Annotated in this window: 11 protein-coding genes; 10 read left to right on the top strand and 1 reads right to left on the bottom strand. The window is 67.0% G+C overall.

The window, feature by feature from the left end:
* Positions 1-159: 159 nt before the first annotated feature.
* Positions 160-2,328, bottom strand: coding sequence for a primosomal protein N' (locus ACK4HL_RS14795; RefSeq protein ID WP_409761666.1), 2,169 nt, complete (start codon positions 2,326-2,328; stop codon positions 160-162).
* Positions 2,329-2,381: 53 nt separating this feature from the next.
* On the opposite strand from ACK4HL_RS14795, the gene pabB reads away from it, so the two are divergent.
* The 10 genes from pabB (at position 2,382) to ACK4HL_RS14745 (ending at position 14,464) form a co-directional block, all read left to right on the top strand.
* Positions 2,382-3,722, top strand: coding sequence for an aminodeoxychorismate synthase component I (pabB, locus tag ACK4HL_RS14790; RefSeq protein WP_409761664.1), 1,341 nt, complete (start codon positions 2,382-2,384; stop codon positions 3,720-3,722).
* Positions 3,719-4,282 carry an anthranilate synthase component II gene (locus tag ACK4HL_RS14785; protein WP_409761662.1) on the top strand — a complete coding sequence of 188 codons (564 nt, stop codon included), beginning with the start codon at positions 3,719-3,721 and terminating at the stop codon, positions 4,280-4,282. Before pabB ends, ACK4HL_RS14785 begins: the two co-directional genes overlap by 4 nt.
* Positions 4,279-5,169, top strand: a complete 891-nt coding sequence (locus ACK4HL_RS14780; RefSeq protein ID WP_409761660.1) for an aminotransferase class IV — start codon at positions 4,279-4,281, stop codon at positions 5,167-5,169. The genes ACK4HL_RS14785 and ACK4HL_RS14780 overlap by 4 nt, the downstream gene beginning before the upstream one ends.
* Before the next feature lie 3 nt (positions 5,170-5,172).
* Positions 5,173-5,823, top strand: a complete 651-nt coding sequence (gene fsa / locus ACK4HL_RS14775) for a fructose-6-phosphate aldolase (RefSeq protein ID WP_409761658.1) — start codon at positions 5,173-5,175, stop codon at positions 5,821-5,823.
* A gap of 149 nt (positions 5,824-5,972) precedes the next feature.
* Positions 5,973-7,178: a metalloprotease gene (locus tag ACK4HL_RS14770; RefSeq protein ID WP_409761656.1), complete on the top strand. Its 1,206-nt coding sequence runs from the start codon at positions 5,973-5,975 to the stop codon at positions 7,176-7,178.
* Positions 7,179-7,186: 8 nt separating this feature from the next.
* On the top strand, positions 7,187-8,278 hold the full coding sequence (gene zapE, locus ACK4HL_RS14765; protein WP_409761654.1) for a cell division protein ZapE: 1,092 nt from the start codon (positions 7,187-7,189) through the stop codon (positions 8,276-8,278).
* 130 nt (positions 8,279-8,408) lie between these two features.
* Positions 8,409-9,371 carry a malate dehydrogenase gene (mdh, locus tag ACK4HL_RS14760; protein ID WP_409761652.1) on the top strand — a complete coding sequence of 321 codons (963 nt, stop codon included), beginning with the start codon at positions 8,409-8,411 and terminating at the stop codon, positions 9,369-9,371.
* Between the two features lie 35 nt (positions 9,372-9,406).
* Positions 9,407-10,576: an ADP-forming succinate--CoA ligase subunit beta gene (sucC, locus tag ACK4HL_RS14755; RefSeq protein WP_409761650.1), complete on the top strand. Its 1,170-nt coding sequence runs from the start codon at positions 9,407-9,409 to the stop codon at positions 10,574-10,576.
* On the top strand, positions 10,576-11,451 hold the full coding sequence (gene sucD / locus ACK4HL_RS14750; protein WP_409761648.1) for a succinate--CoA ligase subunit alpha: 876 nt from the start codon (positions 10,576-10,578) through the stop codon (positions 11,449-11,451). The genes sucC and sucD overlap by 1 nt, the downstream gene beginning before the upstream one ends.
* 52 nt (positions 11,452-11,503) lie before the next feature.
* The gene (locus tag ACK4HL_RS14745; RefSeq protein ID WP_409761646.1) at positions 11,504-14,464 is read left to right on the top strand and encodes a 2-oxoglutarate dehydrogenase E1 component; all 2,961 of its coding nucleotides are present in this window, start codon (positions 11,504-11,506) and stop codon (positions 14,462-14,464) included.
* Positions 14,465-14,467: the final 3 nt, after the last annotated feature.

The following is a 14,467-nucleotide window of genomic DNA, read 5'->3' as shown; positions in this document are numbered from 1 at the left end:
CCCCTGCTACCTGCAGCCCACATAGGTAGCGCCGCAGATGAAACACCAGGCACCGCCAGACCAGAGGCTGCTACGAAGATCAAGCCAGATCAGATACTTGTCTACGCCCTGACAGGCGGTGAACACTACTTCACTTCCTCGTGGGGAACGGGGCAAGCCTCACAGGAAATTATACGGATCGACATCCACCTGCAGCGCCAGCGAGCCCTTGGGGTGGACGTCCTTCAGCCACAGCCGCAGGAAGGCCTGCACGTTCACCTCGCGCCTGGCCTTCACCAGGAACCGCCAGCGGTGCCGCCCGCGCAGCAGGGCGATGGGGGCTGGCGCGGGGCCGAGCACCGTCACACCCTCCGCCACAGGCGCGATGAGGCCGAGGTTCCTCGCGAAGCGCTCCGTCTCGCCGCTGTCGGCCCCCGAAACGATGAGCGCCGCGAGACGGCCGTAGGGCGGAAGCCCGGCATTCTCGCGGATCGCCTTCTCCTGGTTCAGGTAGGAATCGCGCTCAGCCCTCTTCAGCGCCTGCATCAGGGGATGTTCGGGCAGATAGGTCTGCACCAGCGCCCGGCCGGGCTTGGCGCCGCGGCCCGCCCGGCCCGCCACCTGCGCCATCAGCGCCCAGGTGCGCTCGCCGCCGCGCGGGTCGGAGGTTTCGAGTGCGACGTCCGCGTCGACGACGCCCACCAGCGTGAGGTGCGGGAAGTGATGCCCCTTGGCCACGAGCTGCGTGCCGATCACCAGGTTGTACTGACCCTCCTCCACCTCGCGCAGCGCATCGCGCAGCAGCGTGCCCCGCGAGAGGTCGCTCGACAGGATGGCGATCCGCGCATCGGGAAAGCGCTGGGCCGCCTCTTCCGCCAGCCGCTCCACCCCGGGCCCCACCGGCACCATCTTCCCCTCCGCGTGGCAATGCGGGCAGGCCTGCGGCATGGGCGCGAGATGGCCGCAGTGATGGCACATCAGCTGCCGCCGGAACCGGTGCTCGACGAGCGAGGCCGCGCAGTTGGGGCATTCCAGCCGGTGCCCGCAGGCCCGGCACAGGGTGAGCGGCGCATAGCCCCGCCGGTTGAGGAACAGGAGCGCCTGGTCACCCTCCTCCAGCGTCTTCCTCACCTCCGCGTACAGCGGCTCGGAGATCCATGTGCCGGGCTCGAGCGCCGCCCGCTTCATGTCGATGAGGCCGATCTCGGGAAGCTCCGGCCGCCCGTGCCGGTCCTTGAGGCGGACGACGCCGTAGCGCCCGCGGTCCACGTTGACGAGCGTCTCGAGCGAGGGTGTCGCGGAAGAGAGCACCACGGGGAATTTCCCGATCGAGCCGTAGAGCACCGCCATGTCGCGCGCGTGGTAGGGAACACCGTCGTCCTGCTTGTAGGCGCCCTCGTGTTCCTCGTCGACAACGATGAGCTTCAGCCGCTTCCACGGCAGGAACAGCGCCGAGCGCGCCCCCACCACGATCCGGGCGGACCCGTCGGCAACCCCCCGCCAGACGCGTTCGCGCTCGCGCGGCCTGAGGTCCGAATGCCATTGCGCCGGCTCGCATCCGAATCGGTTTTCGACACGGGCGAGGAACGGTTGCGTGAGCGCGATCTCGGGAAGCAGCAGCAGCACCTGCCCGCCGCCAGCGAGTGCCGCCGCCATCGCCTCGAAATAGACCTCCGTCTTGCCCGATCCCGTCACCCCGTCGAGCAGCATCACCCTGTGCTGGCGTTCGGCCACCATGGCGCGCAGGGCTTCCGCCGCCACCTTCTGGTCCGCGCTGAGGGTGAAGCCTCCGGCATTGAGGTCGGGAACGGGAAAGGGCCGGAGGGCGGGAAGCGCCACCGCTTCGAGCGCGCCGTCCCTGGCCAGCGCCTTGACCACCGAGGTGCCCACCCCCGCCGCCTCGGCCAGCTCCGCAGCGCGCATGGCGAAGCCCTCGCGCGCGATCTCGAGAACCCGGCTGCGCTGCGGCGTCATCCGTTTCGGAACCGATTCGGTGGCGCGGTAGGCGATCTGCTCCCGCGGGCCCTCGAAGGCCCCCGGGCATCGGAGCACCATGCGCAGCACGTTTCCGGCCGGTTCGAGGTAATAGGCGGAAAGCCAGTCCACGAACCTCCGGTGCGTCTCGGGCATGGGCGCCATGTCGAACACCCCCGCCACCTCGCGCAGCGTCTTCTCCGTCGAGGCTCGAGCCTTCAGCGCCCAGACGACGCCGATCATCTGCCGGGGCCCGAGCGGCACCACCACGTAGCGCCCCGGCTCCAGCGCCATGCCGGGCGGCACCCGATAGGAATAGGGGCCCTCGAGCGCCAGCGGCAGCAGGATTTCGGCTATGGCGGAATCGCCCGTCATGCGGTCTGAAATAGACTTGGGGGCAGGCCGCTTCCAGCCTTATATGGCCGCCCATGCGGGAACCTCATGTTCGGGAAATCATCTGCCTCGAGCCTTCCGCCCTGGCGCTCCGGCTGAAGGGCCAGCGCCATCTCACGCTGCTCGAAAGCGTGATGCGCTCGGAGCATCTCGGCCGCTATTCCTTCCTCGCCTGCAATCCGAAGGCGACGCTCGAGGTGAATGCCGGGCGAACCTTCCTCGACGGCGTGCCGCAGGCTGGAACGGCGCTTGCCGTCATCGACCGGCTTCTCGCGCAGAACCGGCAGCGCCACGTGCCGGGCCTTCCGCCCTTCCAGGGCGGCCTTGCCGGATACATCGCCTATGATTTCGGCCGGAGCCTGGAGCCCCACGCCAGGATCCCCGCTTTCGCCCCGCTCTGCCCGGATCTCATGCTCCACCATTTCGACTGCGTCGCGGGCTTCGATCACATGCAGGAACGTGCATGGATTGTCTCGGAGACGGAGGAGCGCGCCGAGGAGCTGGAGGAGCTCCTCGCCCGCCCGCCCAGGCCCGCCGGGAGCCACGCCATCCCCGGGTGGCAGTCGAACTTCGCCCGCGCCGATTACGAGAAGGCAATCGCCCGCGCCATCGAATACATCCTTGCGGGCGACATCTTCCAGGCCAACATCACCCAGACCTTTTCCGCACCCGTTCCGGAAGGCTTCGATCCCCTGGCCTTCTACCGCGTGCTGCGGCTGAAGAACCCCGCCACATTCTCCGCCTTCCTCGACTATGGCGCGGTCCAGGTCGCCTCCTCCTCGCCCGAGCGCCTGCTCTCCTGCGAGGAGGGCCGCGTCGAGGCCCGCCCGATCAAGGGCACCAGGCGGCGCGATGCCGATCCCTCGCGCGATGCGAGCCTCATCGCCGACCTCGCGGCGAGCCGCAAGGACCGCGCCGAGAACGTGATGATCGTCGATCTCCTGCGGAACGACCTCTCCCGCGTGGCGAAGCCCGGCACCGTCAGGGTGCCGGTGCTCTGCGGGCTCGAGACCTATGCCAATGTCCATCACCTCGTCTCCGTGGTCACCGGCGAGCTGAAGGACGGCTGCGGCATGGGTGACCTGATCGGCGCCGCCTTCCCGGGAGGCTCGATCACCGGCGCGCCGAAGATCCGCGCCATGGAGATCATCGCGGAGATCGAGCAGGCCCCGCGCGGCGTCTATTGCGGGTCGATCGGCTATCTCGGCTTCAACGGCAGGAGCGACCTCAACATCGCCATCCGCACCGCGCAGTTCTCGGGGCAGGTGGCGCGCGTGCAGGGCGGCGGCGGCATCACCGCGCGCTCGCAGCCTCCTGCCGAATACGAGGAGAGCCTCACCAAGATCCGCCGCGTCATGGAGGCCTTCCAGCCATGATCCTCATCGTCGACAACTATGATTCCTTCGTCCACAACGTCGCGCGCTATTTCGAGGAACTGGGAGAGAGAACCCGGGTGGTCCGCAACGATGCCGTCACGGCGGAGGACCTCGCTGCGGCCGACGCCGTCGTCATCTCGCCGGGCCCCTGCACGCCGCGCGAGGCGGGCCAGTCCATGGAGATCATGCGCGAATACTCGGGAAAGCTCCCCATCCTCGGCATCTGCCTCGGCCACCAGGTCATGGGCGAGGTGTTCGGCGGCACGGTGAAGCGCGCGAGGCGCCCGATGCACGGCGATTCCTCCGAGATCAACCATGACGGCAAGGGCCTGTTCGAGGGCCTGCCGCCGCGCTTCAGCGCCGGGCGCTACCACTCGCTCATCGTCGAGATCGAAAGCCCCGGCACGCCGCTCGAGGTGACGGCGCGCAGCGACGAGGGCGAGATCATGGGGCTCAGCCACAAATCCCACCCCACCTACGGCCTACAGTTCCACCCCGAATCGATCCTGACCGAAGGGGGCTACGACATGCTCGGGAACTTCCTGAAGGTGGCGCGATGAGCCGCACCTGGTTCAACGGCGCGCTCGTCACCGGCGCGCTCGCGCTCGACCGCGGCGAGCGCGGCCTGCTGCTGGGAGACGGGCTGTTCGAGACGATCCTCGTCCTCAACCGCACGCCGCTCTGGGGCAACATGCATTTCGCCAGGCTCGAGGCCTCCTCCCGCGAACTGGGGATCGGCTTCGACCGCAACCTGCTGGATGACGCCCTGGAGGAGCTGCTCGCCGGCGCGCCCTCCTCCCACCAGGTGCTGCGCGTCACGCTGACGCGCGGCAGCGCCGGGCGCGGCCTTGCCGCCACTGGCGGCACCTCGAGCCTGCTGCTCACCCTCGATCCCTTCGATCCCGGGCTGATGTTCCGCCCGGTGGCGCTGGCCTCCACGGCGATCCGCCGCAATCCGCACAGCATGTCCTCGCGGCTGAAGACGCTCTCCTACATCGACAACGTCGCCGCCGCGCGCGAGGCGGCGGCGCGCGGCATGGAAGACGCGCTGATGCTCAACACCGAGGGCAACGCCGCCTCCTCGACCATCGCCAATTTGTTCCTGCTGAAGGAGGGAAGGCTGGTGACCCCGGCGCGCGGCCAGGGCATCCTCACCGGCGTCATGCGCCAGGCCCTCCTCCACACGGCTGCGCATCTCGGGATCGAAACCGAGGAGCGCGCCGTCGCCCCCGGTGAACTCGCCGGGGCGGAAGCCGTGTTCCTCACCAACAGCCTGCGCTTCGTGCGGCCGGTTTCGGCAGTCGACCAGCAGCCCCTCGCCCAGGGCGATCTCTCCCAGCTCGTGTCTGCCCTGTGCGAGGCCGCACGGCTGCAATGCGGCGCAGATCCGCGGTTGATTTGGGAAGCCCCCGGGGTTAAGCGTCCGGCCCACAAGGAAGGACGCTGAGCCATGAAATTCTTTGCCGATACCGCCGAAGTGAAGGACATCCGGGAACTCGCCGATCTGGGCCTGCTCGACGGCGTCACCACCAATCCCTCGCTCGTCGCCAAGTCGGGCCGCCAGTTCAAGGACGTGATCGCCGAGATCTGCGGCATCGTCGAGGGCCCGGTCTCGGCCGAGGTCGTCTCGCTCGACTATGAAGGAATGATGCGCGAGGCGGCCGATCTCCGGAAGATCGCGAAGAACGTCGCGATCAAGGTGCCGCTGACGCTCGATGGCCTCAGGGCCTGCAAGGCGCTCTCCTCCGACGGCTGCATGGTGAACGTCACGCTGTGTTTCTCGGCCAACCAGGCCCTGCTCGCCGCCAAGGCAGGCGCCTCCTTCATCTCGCCCTTCATCGGCAGGCTCGACGACATTCACCTCGAGGGCACCGACCTCATCGCCGAGATCCGGCAGATCTACGACAACTATGCCTTCGACACCGAGATCCTCGCGGCCTCGGTGCGCACCGCGCTGCACGTCAAGCAGGTGGCGCTGATCGGCGCCGACGTCGCGACCTGCCCGCCCGCGGTGATCAAGTCGCTGGTCAAGCACCCGCTGACCGACAGGGGAATCGAGCTGTTCCTGGCGGACTGGAAGAAGACCGGCCAGACGCTCTAGCCCGTGCGACATCCTCTCAGCCCCGGATCGTTCGGACATTCTTCACCCTGTCGTCCGGCGCGGGCCGGCGCGTTAACGCCAGAAAGAGTTCCCTCGCGCAAGCTGCGGCACAGCGGGGAACGGGGAGTGCCGAGGTGAGTCCGGAGGTCATGAGCAATTTGGGGCACGAGCTGCCCCTGATCCTCCTGCTCATCGCGCTTCTCGGCCTGCGCGTCAGGGTTACGCCGCGCGCCCGCATCTTCATTGCCGCGCCGCCGGAGAAGGTCTTCGCGCTCGTCGATTTCAGCGAAGGCGAGACGCAGCGCTGGCAGAGGACGCGCGTGCGCTCGATGCTGGTCGATCCCGCAAGCCGCACCTACAAGCTCAGCTTCACGACGCCGCTCGCCACCGGGGCGGTGCAATCCGGCGAGGCCTTGTTCCGGGTCAGCCGGCGCGACGTGCCGTTTCGACTGGAGGCCGAGCGCGTGGGGCTCGAGGGCCAGTCCAGCAACAGCCAGCTTCTCAGCATCAGGGCGGAGCTCGTTCCCCAGCAGGGCGGAACCATGCTCACCCTCATGCACCGGTGGGGCCCCCGGCCGCTTCTGGCGCAGCTCCTCGCGCGGGCCGATCTCTGGGGCAGCGTCCACCGCATCAAGGGCGTGGCCGAAACCGGCGTGCCGAATTTCCGGGCCGATGCGCTGATCTCCGCGGCGGTGGCTTCGCTCACCGGCGTCGCCTCGCTCTATGCCTTCGCCTATGCCTTCGGCTGGACCTTTGCCGGGCTTCTCGTGGTGGCCCTGCTTGTTCATGAATTCGGCCATCTCCTCGCCTACCGGCTCATCGGCCAGCCCTGGGGGCGGCTCGTCTTCCTTCCCTTCCTCGGCGCCGTGGCCGTGCCGCGCGTCGGTTTCACCAGCCAGGCCCAGATCGTCTTCTCGGCCCTCATGGGGCCGGGCTTCAGCGTGCTCCTCTCGGCGGGCTGCATGTTGTGGGTCTGGATGGGCCTGCCGCATGGCGAAACGGCCGCCATGCTGGGCATCGTCTCCTGTGCGCTCAACCTCTTCAACCTGCTGCCGGTGGAGCCGCTCGACGGCGGCGTGGCGCTGCGCTCCGTGCTCGGCCGGCTGATGGGGTCCGGGGCGCGCTTCGGGCTCATGGCGGCGGGTGCGCTCATCATCCTGGCGGGCCTCGCGATCGACCAGGTGCTGCTCGTGATCTTCGGCGCCCTGGCCTTCGTCTTCAACATCCGCAAGCGCTCGATCGACCGGGGGCTCGAGCCGCTCTCCCGCCTCGGCATCGTGATTTCGGCCTTCAGCTTTTCTTCGGTGCTTGCTGCCCACGCAACCCTGCTGCGGCACTTCCTCGGAAACGGGTGATCCCCGCAATGGGCGCCGTGCGCGAGGAATACGACCGCCGCCGCGGGACCGGCGCCCTCAAGCCGGACGCTGCCCAGCGTCCCGTCGCGGAAAAGCTCGACGAGCTGGCCGGGCGGCTGAAGGAAGCGCGCAGGCCCTCCGGGCTCCTCGGTTTCCTGAGGAAGCCGCCGCCTCCGCCCAAGGGCCTCTACATCCATGGCGAGGTCGGCCGCGGCAAGACCATGCTGATGGACCTGTTCTATGCCGCCGTGGAGGTCCAGCCGAAGCGCCGGGTGCACTTCCACGCCTTTATGCAGGACGTCCACGCCCGCCTCCATGCCGCCCGCCGCTCACAGGCGCAGGATGCGATCGCCCCCGTCGCCCGGGAACTGGCGAAGGAGGCAAGCCTCCTCTGCCTCGACGAGATGCAGGTGACCGACATCGCCGACGCCATGATCGTGGGCCGCCTCTTCGAGGGCCTGCTCGCGGCCGGCACCGTCATCGTCACCACCTCCAACCTGGCCCCGCAGGACCTCTACCGCGACGGCCTGAACCGCCAGCTCTTCCTGCCCTTCATCGCGCTCATCGCCGCGAGGCTCGAGGTCGTGTCCCTCGACAGCGCGACCGACTACCGCCTGGGCCGGGTCAAGGCGCACGAGACATTTCTCACCCCCCTCTCTCCGGAAACCGATTCCCGCCTCCAGGACCTGTGGCGGAGGCTCACCGATACGGAGCACGGCGAACCGATGGAGATCGACGTCCTCGGCCGCAGGCTGCACGTGCCGGAAGCCGCCCATGGCTGCGCCCGGTTCAGCTTTGACGATCTCTGCGCGAAACCCCTGGGCCCGCCGGATTACCTGGCGCTTGCCCACAACTTCCGCATTCTCTTCGTCGAGCGCATTCCCGCTCTGGGGCCGGAGCGGCGGAACGAGGCCAAGCGCTTCGTCCTCCTTGTCGATACGCTCTATGACGGCAAGGTCAGGCTGGTGGCGAGTTCCGCGCAAGCCCCGGAGGCGATCTATCCGGCGGGTGAGCATGCCTTGGAATTCGGCAGAACCGTCTCGCGCCTCAAGGAGATGCAGTCAGCCTCCTGGTGGGGCAAAAAAATCGCCGAAACTTGACGTTTTGGTCAAGTTTATAGTTCGAATTGACTAGGCGCGCGTCTTGAAGGTGGTAGATAACGGGGCTACACCAACGTCGCTTTTGCAATGCAAAACGACCTGACGGCTCGCCTCAAGAAGGACATCAGACATGGCTCGGAAGAAAATCGCGTTGATCGGCGGCGGCATGATCGGCGGCACGCTGGCGCATCTCGCTGCCCTCAGGGAACTGGGCGACATCGTCGTGTTCGACATTGCGGAAGGCCTCCCCCAGGGCAAGGCGCTGGACATCGCCCAGTCGGGACCCGTGGAAGGCTTCGACGCCAGGCTTTCCGGCGCCAATTCCTACGAGGCGATCGCCGGGGCAGACGTCTGCATCGTCACCGCCGGCGTGCCGCGGAAGCCCGGCATGAGCCGTGACGACCTCCTCGGCATCAACCTCAAGGTGATGGCTTCGGTGGGTGCCGGCATCCGCCAGCATGCCCCTCACTCCTTCGTCATCTGCATCACCAACCCGCTCGACGTCATGGTCTGGGCGCTCCAGAAATATTCGGGCCTTCCCACCAGCAAGGTGGTCGGCATGGCGGGCGTGCTCGACTCCGCCCGCTTCCGCCACTTCCTGGCGGAGGAATTCAACGTGTCCGTGGAAGACGTTACGGCCTTCGTGCTGGGCGGCCACGGCGACACCATGGTTCCCCTGATCCGCTATTCCACGGTCGCCGGCATCCCCGTGCCGGACCTCGTCAAGATGGGCTGGTCCACCCAGGAGCGGATCGACAAGATCGTGCAGCGCACACGCGACGGCGGCGCCGAGATCGTGAGCCTTCTCAAGACGGGTTCGGCCTATTACGCGCCCGCCACCTCGGCCATCGCCATGGCCGAAAGCTACCTGAAGGACAAGAAGCGCCTCCTGCCCTGCGCCGCCCATCTCACCGGCCAATATGGCGTGAGCGACACTTACGTCGGGGTTCCGGTGGTGATCGGCGCCGGGGGCGTGGAGCGCATCGCCGAGATTTCCCTGAACGAAGAGGACAAGGCCGGGTTCAAGAAGTCGGTGGATGCGGTGCATGGCCTCATGGCCGCGGCGAAGACCATCGCCCCCGATCTCGCCTGAATAGCTGACGCGCACGTAAACCCGAGGGAGCGCAGATGAACATTCATGAATACCAGGCCAAGGAAGTGCTCCGCGGCTTCGGCGTGCCGACGGGCCGCGGTATCCCGGCCTTCAGCGTGGACGAGGCGGTCAAGGCCGCGGAAACCCTGGGCGGCCCCGTCTGGGTGGTGAAGGCCCAGATCCATGCCGGCGGCCGCGGCAAGGGCGGCGGCGTCAAGGTCGTGAAGTCGGTGGAAGAGGTGAAGGCGGAAGCCGCCCGCATGCTGGGCATGACGCTCGTCACCCACCAGACGGGACCTGAAGGAAAGCTGGTGCAGCGCCTCTACATCGAGGAAGGCACGGCGATTGCCCGCGAACTCTATCTCTCGATCCTGGTGGACCGCGAGACATCGCGCGTCGCCTTCATCGCCTCGACCGAGGGCGGCATGAACATCGAGGAGGTGGCGCACGCCACGCCGGAGAAGATCATCACCGTGCAGGTGGACCCCGCGGCGGGCTATGCCCCCTATGTCGGCCGCCGCATCGCTGCGGCGCTGAAGCTCGAGGGCGATCAGGTGAAGCAGTGCGTGCGGATGATCGGCCAGCTCTACAAGGCCTTCGTCGAGAAGGACATGAGCCTCCTCGAGATCAACCCGCTGGTGGTGACGAAGGACGGCAACCTGATCTGCCTCGACGCCAAGATCAATTTCGACTCCAACGCCCTCGACCGGCACCCCGAGATCAAGGAGCTGCGCGATCTTACGGAGGAGGACCCGAAGGAGATCGAGGCCTCGAAGTTCGACCTCTCCTACGTGGCGCTCGACGGCTCGATCGGCTGCATGGTGAACGGCGCGGGCCTGGCAATGGCGACGATGGACATCATCAAGCTCTACGGCGCCGAACCCGCCAACTTCCTCGACGTGGGCGGCGGCGCCTCGAAGGAAAAGGTGGCGGCGGCCTTCAAGATCATCACCGCGGACCCCAAGGTGAAGGGCATCCTCGTCAACATCTTCGGCGGCATCATGAAATGCGACGTGATCGCCGAAGGCGTCATCGCCGCGGTGAAGGAGGTGGGCCTCAAGGTTCCCCTCGTCGTGCGCCTCGAGGGCACCAACGTCGACCTCGGCAAGAGGATCATCGGCGAGTCTGGCCTCAACGTCATCCCCGCCGACGATCTCGACGACGCGGCGGCCAAGATCGTCAAAGCTGTGAAGGAAGCGGCCTGATGTCCATTCTCGTCGGCAAGAACACCAAGGTCATCTGCCAGGGCATCACCGGCAACAACGGCACCTTCCACACCGAGCAGGCCATCGCCTACGGCACGCAGATGGTGGCGGGCGTCACCCCGGGCAAGGGCGGCACAAAGCACATCGGCCTCCCCGTATTCGACACGGTATGGGATGCGAAGCAGGCCACCGGGGCCGATGCCTCCGTGATCTACGTCCCGCCGCCGTTTGCCGCGGACGCCATCCTCGAGGCGATCGACGCCGCGATCCCCTTGATCGTCTGCATCACCGAGGGCATCCCGGTGATGGACATGGTGAAGGTGAAGCGCGCGCTCTCGGGAAGCAAGTCGCGCCTCATCGGGCCGAACTGCCCGGGCGTGCTGACGCCCAACGAGTGCAAGATCGGCATCATGCCGGGCAACATCTTCAAGAAGGGCTCGGTCGGCATCGTCTCGCGCTCCGGCACCCTCACCTACGAGGCGGTGTTCCAGACGACCCAGGAAGGCCTCGGCCAGACCACCGCCGTCGGCATCGGGGGCGACCCCGTGAAGGGCACCGAGTTCATCGACATGCTGGAGATGTTCCTCGCCGACGACGCCACGGAATCGATCATCATGATCGGCGAGATCGGCGGATCTGCGGAGGAGGACGCGGCGGAGTTCATCGCGAAGTCCAGGCGCAAGAAGCCCATGGCGGGCTTCATCGCGGGCCGCACCGCGCCGCCCGGCCGCCGCATGGGCCATGCCGGCGCCATCATTTCCGGCGGCAAGGGCGGGGCGGAATCGAAGATCGAGGCGATGAAGCGCGCCGGCATCGCCGTCGCGGATTCGCCCGCTTTGCTTGGCAAGACGCTGGTGAAGAAGCTGAAGGGCTGAAGGGCCCTTCAGGCGCAACGCCCCGGGGAGCGCCCGGACAGAGGAAAATGGGATGAACAAGACCGATCTCACGACTGCCTTCGAGCAAACCTCCTTCCTCTATGGCGGCAACGCCCAGTTCATCGAACAGCTCTACGCGAAATATCTCGAGAACCCTGCCGCCGTGGACACCCACTGGCGGCAGTTCTTTGCCGGTCTCGAGGACAATGCCGAGCTCGCCCGCCGCCAGGTGAGCGGCCCCTCCTGGGCGAGGAAGGACTGGCCGAGGCCCGAATCGGGCGAGCTCGTCTCCGCCTTCGACGGCAACTGGCCCGCAACCCCCGCCCCCGCCGCGAAGCCCGGCAAGGGCGAGGCCAAGGCGCCCGGCCTCTCGGCGGACGACGTGCGCAAGGCCACGATGGATTCGGTGCGCGCGCTGATGATGATCCGCGCCTACCGCATGCGCGGCCATCTCGCCGCCGACCTCGACCCCCTGAAGCTCAAGAAGCCCGAGAGCCACCCCGAGCTCGATCCCGCCTCCTACGGCTTCACCGAGGCCGACATGGACCGCCCGATCTTCCTCGACAAGGTGCTGGGCCTTGAGCACGCCACGGTGCGCCAGATCGTCGCCATCCTGCAGCGCACCTATTGCGGCACGCTCGGCGTCGAGTTCATGCACATCTCGGACCCCGAGCAGAAGGCCTGGATCCAGGAGCGCATCGAAGGCGCGGCGAAGCCGATCACCTTCACGCCCGAAGGCAAGAAGGCGATCCTCAACAAGCTGATCGAGGCGGAAGGCTTCGAGCAGTTCCTCAACGTGAAATACACCGGCACCAAGCGCTTCGGCCTCGACGGCGGGGAATCGATGATCCCCGCGCTCGAGCAGATCATCAAGCGCGGCGGCCAGCTCGGCCTCAAGGAGATCGTGCTCGGCATGGCGCACCGCGGCCGCCTCAACGTGCTGGCCAACGTCATGTCGAAGCCCTTCTCGGCGATCTTCCACGAGTTCAAGGGCGGCTCCTCCACACCGGACGAGGTCGAGGGCTCGGGCGACGTGAAGTACCACCTCGGCTCCTCCTCCGACCGCACCTTCGACGGCAACAACGTCCACCTCTCGCTCACCGCCAACCCCTCCCATCTCGAGATCGTCGATCCGGTGGTGCTCGGCAAGGCGCGCGCCAAGCAGGACCAGAGGAAGGACAAGGAGCGCACCTCGGTGCTGCCGCTGCTGATCCACGGCGATGCCGCCTTCGCCGGCCAGGGCGTCGTCGCGGAATGCTTCGGGCTCTCGGGGCTGCGCGGCCACCGCTCTGGCGGTTCCATCCACTTCATCGTCAACAACCAGATCGGCTTCACCACCAGCCCGCACTGGTCGCGCTCCTCGCCCTACCCTTCCGACGTCGCCAAGATGATCGAGGCGCCGATCTTCCACTGCAACGGCGATGATCCGGAATCGGTCGTCTACGCCGCCAAGATCGCCACCGAGTTCCGGCAGCGGTTCAAGAAGCCGGTGGTGGTGGACATGTTCTGCTACCGCCGCTTCGGCCACAACGAGACCGACGAGCCGGCCTTCACCCAGCCCCTGATGTACAAGCGCATCGCCGGCCAGCCCACCGTGGTGGCGCTCTACGGCAAGCGCCTCGTCGAGGAAGGCGTCATCGCCGCGGACGAGTTCGACGCCATGAAGGCCGCCTACCGCAAGACGCTGGACGAGAACTTCACCGCCGCCGAGGGCTACAAGGCCAACAAGGCGGACTGGCTCGACGGCCGCTGGGCCGGCCTCAAGGCCGCCAGGGACCACGAGGAGCCGAGGAAGGGCGACACCGGCGTTCCCGTCGACAAGCTGAAGGACATCGGCCTCAAGCTCACCAAGATCCCGAAGACCTTCAAGGTCCACCGCACCATGCAGCGCGTGCTCGACGCCCGCCGCAAGATGATGGAGGACGGCAGCGGCATCGACTGGGCGATGGCCGAGCACCTCGCATTCGGCACGCTGCTGCTCGAGGGCTTCCCCGTTCGGCTCTCCGGCCAGGACGTGCAGCGCGGCACCTTCTCGCAGCGCCACGCCGTGCTCGTCGACCAGGAAACGGAGAAGCGCTACACCCCGCTAAACCACCTGGTGAAGGACCAGCAGGTGAAGATCGACGCCATCAATTCCATGCTCTCGGAAGAGGCGGTGCTGGGCTTCGAATACGGCTACTCGCTGGCCGAGCCCAATGCGCTGACGATCTGGGAAGCGCAGTTCGGCGACTTCGCCAACGGCGCGCAGGTGGTGTTCGACCAGTTCATCTCGAGCGGCGAGCGCAAGTGGCTGCGCATGTCGGGACTCGTCGTGCTGCTGCCGCACGGCTACGAGGGCCAGGGGCCGGAGCATTCCTCCGCCCGTCTCGAACGCTATCTCCAGATGTGCGCGGAAGACAACATGCAGGTGGCGAACTGCACCACACCCGCCAACTACTTCCACATTCTCAGGCGGCAGCTGAAGCGCGACATCCGCAAGCCCCTGATCCTGATGACGCCGAAGTCGCTGCTCCGCCACAAGCGCGCCACCTCGCCGCTCTCCATGATGGGCGAAGGCACGTCCTTCCACCGCCTCCTGTGGGACGATGCCGAGATGCTGCCGGGCGAAAGCGTGAAGCTCGTCGCCGACGACAAGATCCGGCGCGTCATCCTGTGTTCCGGCAAGGTCTATTACGACCTCTACGAGGAGCGCGAGAAGCGCGGCCTCACCGACGTTTACCTGATCCGCGTCGAGCAGCTCTATCCCTGGCCGCACAAGGCCCTCATCAACATCCTCTCGCGTTTCAGGCAGGCGGAGTTCGTGTGGTGCCAGGAAGAGCCCTACAACATGGGCGCCTGGAGCTTCGTGCAGCCCAACATCGAGCGCGCGCTGGAATTCGTGGCCGCCAGGAACCCGCGCCCGCGCTATGTGGGGCGTTCCGCCTCCGCCTCCACGGCAACCGGATTGATGAGCAGGCACCTCAAGGAACTGAAGAGCTTCCTCGAGGAAGCGCTCGGCGACAGCAAGGCTTAAGGG

Source organism: Aestuariivirga sp., assembly GCF_046294715.1.
Classification (GTDB): domain Bacteria; phylum Pseudomonadota; class Alphaproteobacteria; order Rhizobiales; family Aestuariivirgaceae; genus Aestuariivirga.
The sequence above is the reverse complement of the archived record's forward strand: the minus strand, read 5'-3'. Positions and strand labels throughout refer to the sequence as shown.

Excerpts from the sequence above, each read along its gene's own strand:
- zapE (WP_409761654.1), top strand. The coding sequence starts at position 7,187 with ATGGGCGCCGTGCGCGAGGAATACGACCGCCGCCGCGGGACCGGCGCC.
- sucD (WP_409761648.1), top strand. The coding sequence starts at position 10,576 with ATGTCCATTCTCGTCGGCAAGAACACCAAGGTCATCTGCCAGGGCATC.
- fsa (WP_409761658.1), top strand. The coding sequence starts at position 5,173 with ATGAAATTCTTTGCCGATACCGCCGAAGTGAAGGACATCCGGGAACTC.
- ACK4HL_RS14745 (WP_409761646.1), top strand. The coding sequence starts at position 11,504 with ATGAACAAGACCGATCTCACGACTGCCTTCGAGCAAACCTCCTTCCTC.
- ACK4HL_RS14770 (WP_409761656.1), top strand. The coding sequence starts at position 5,973 with ATGAGCAATTTGGGGCACGAGCTGCCCCTGATCCTCCTGCTCATCGCG.
- ACK4HL_RS14780 (WP_409761660.1), top strand. The coding sequence starts at position 4,279 with ATGAGCCGCACCTGGTTCAACGGCGCGCTCGTCACCGGCGCGCTCGCG.
- ACK4HL_RS14785 (WP_409761662.1), top strand. The coding sequence starts at position 3,719 with ATGATCCTCATCGTCGACAACTATGATTCCTTCGTCCACAACGTCGCG.
- ACK4HL_RS14795 (WP_409761666.1), bottom strand. The coding sequence starts at position 2,328 with ATGACGGGCGATTCCGCCATAGCCGAAATCCTGCTGCCGCTGGCGCTC.
- pabB (WP_409761664.1), top strand. The coding sequence starts at position 2,382 with ATGCGGGAACCTCATGTTCGGGAAATCATCTGCCTCGAGCCTTCCGCC.
- mdh (WP_409761652.1), top strand. The coding sequence starts at position 8,409 with ATGGCTCGGAAGAAAATCGCGTTGATCGGCGGCGGCATGATCGGCGGC.
- sucC (WP_409761650.1), top strand. The coding sequence starts at position 9,407 with ATGAACATTCATGAATACCAGGCCAAGGAAGTGCTCCGCGGCTTCGGC.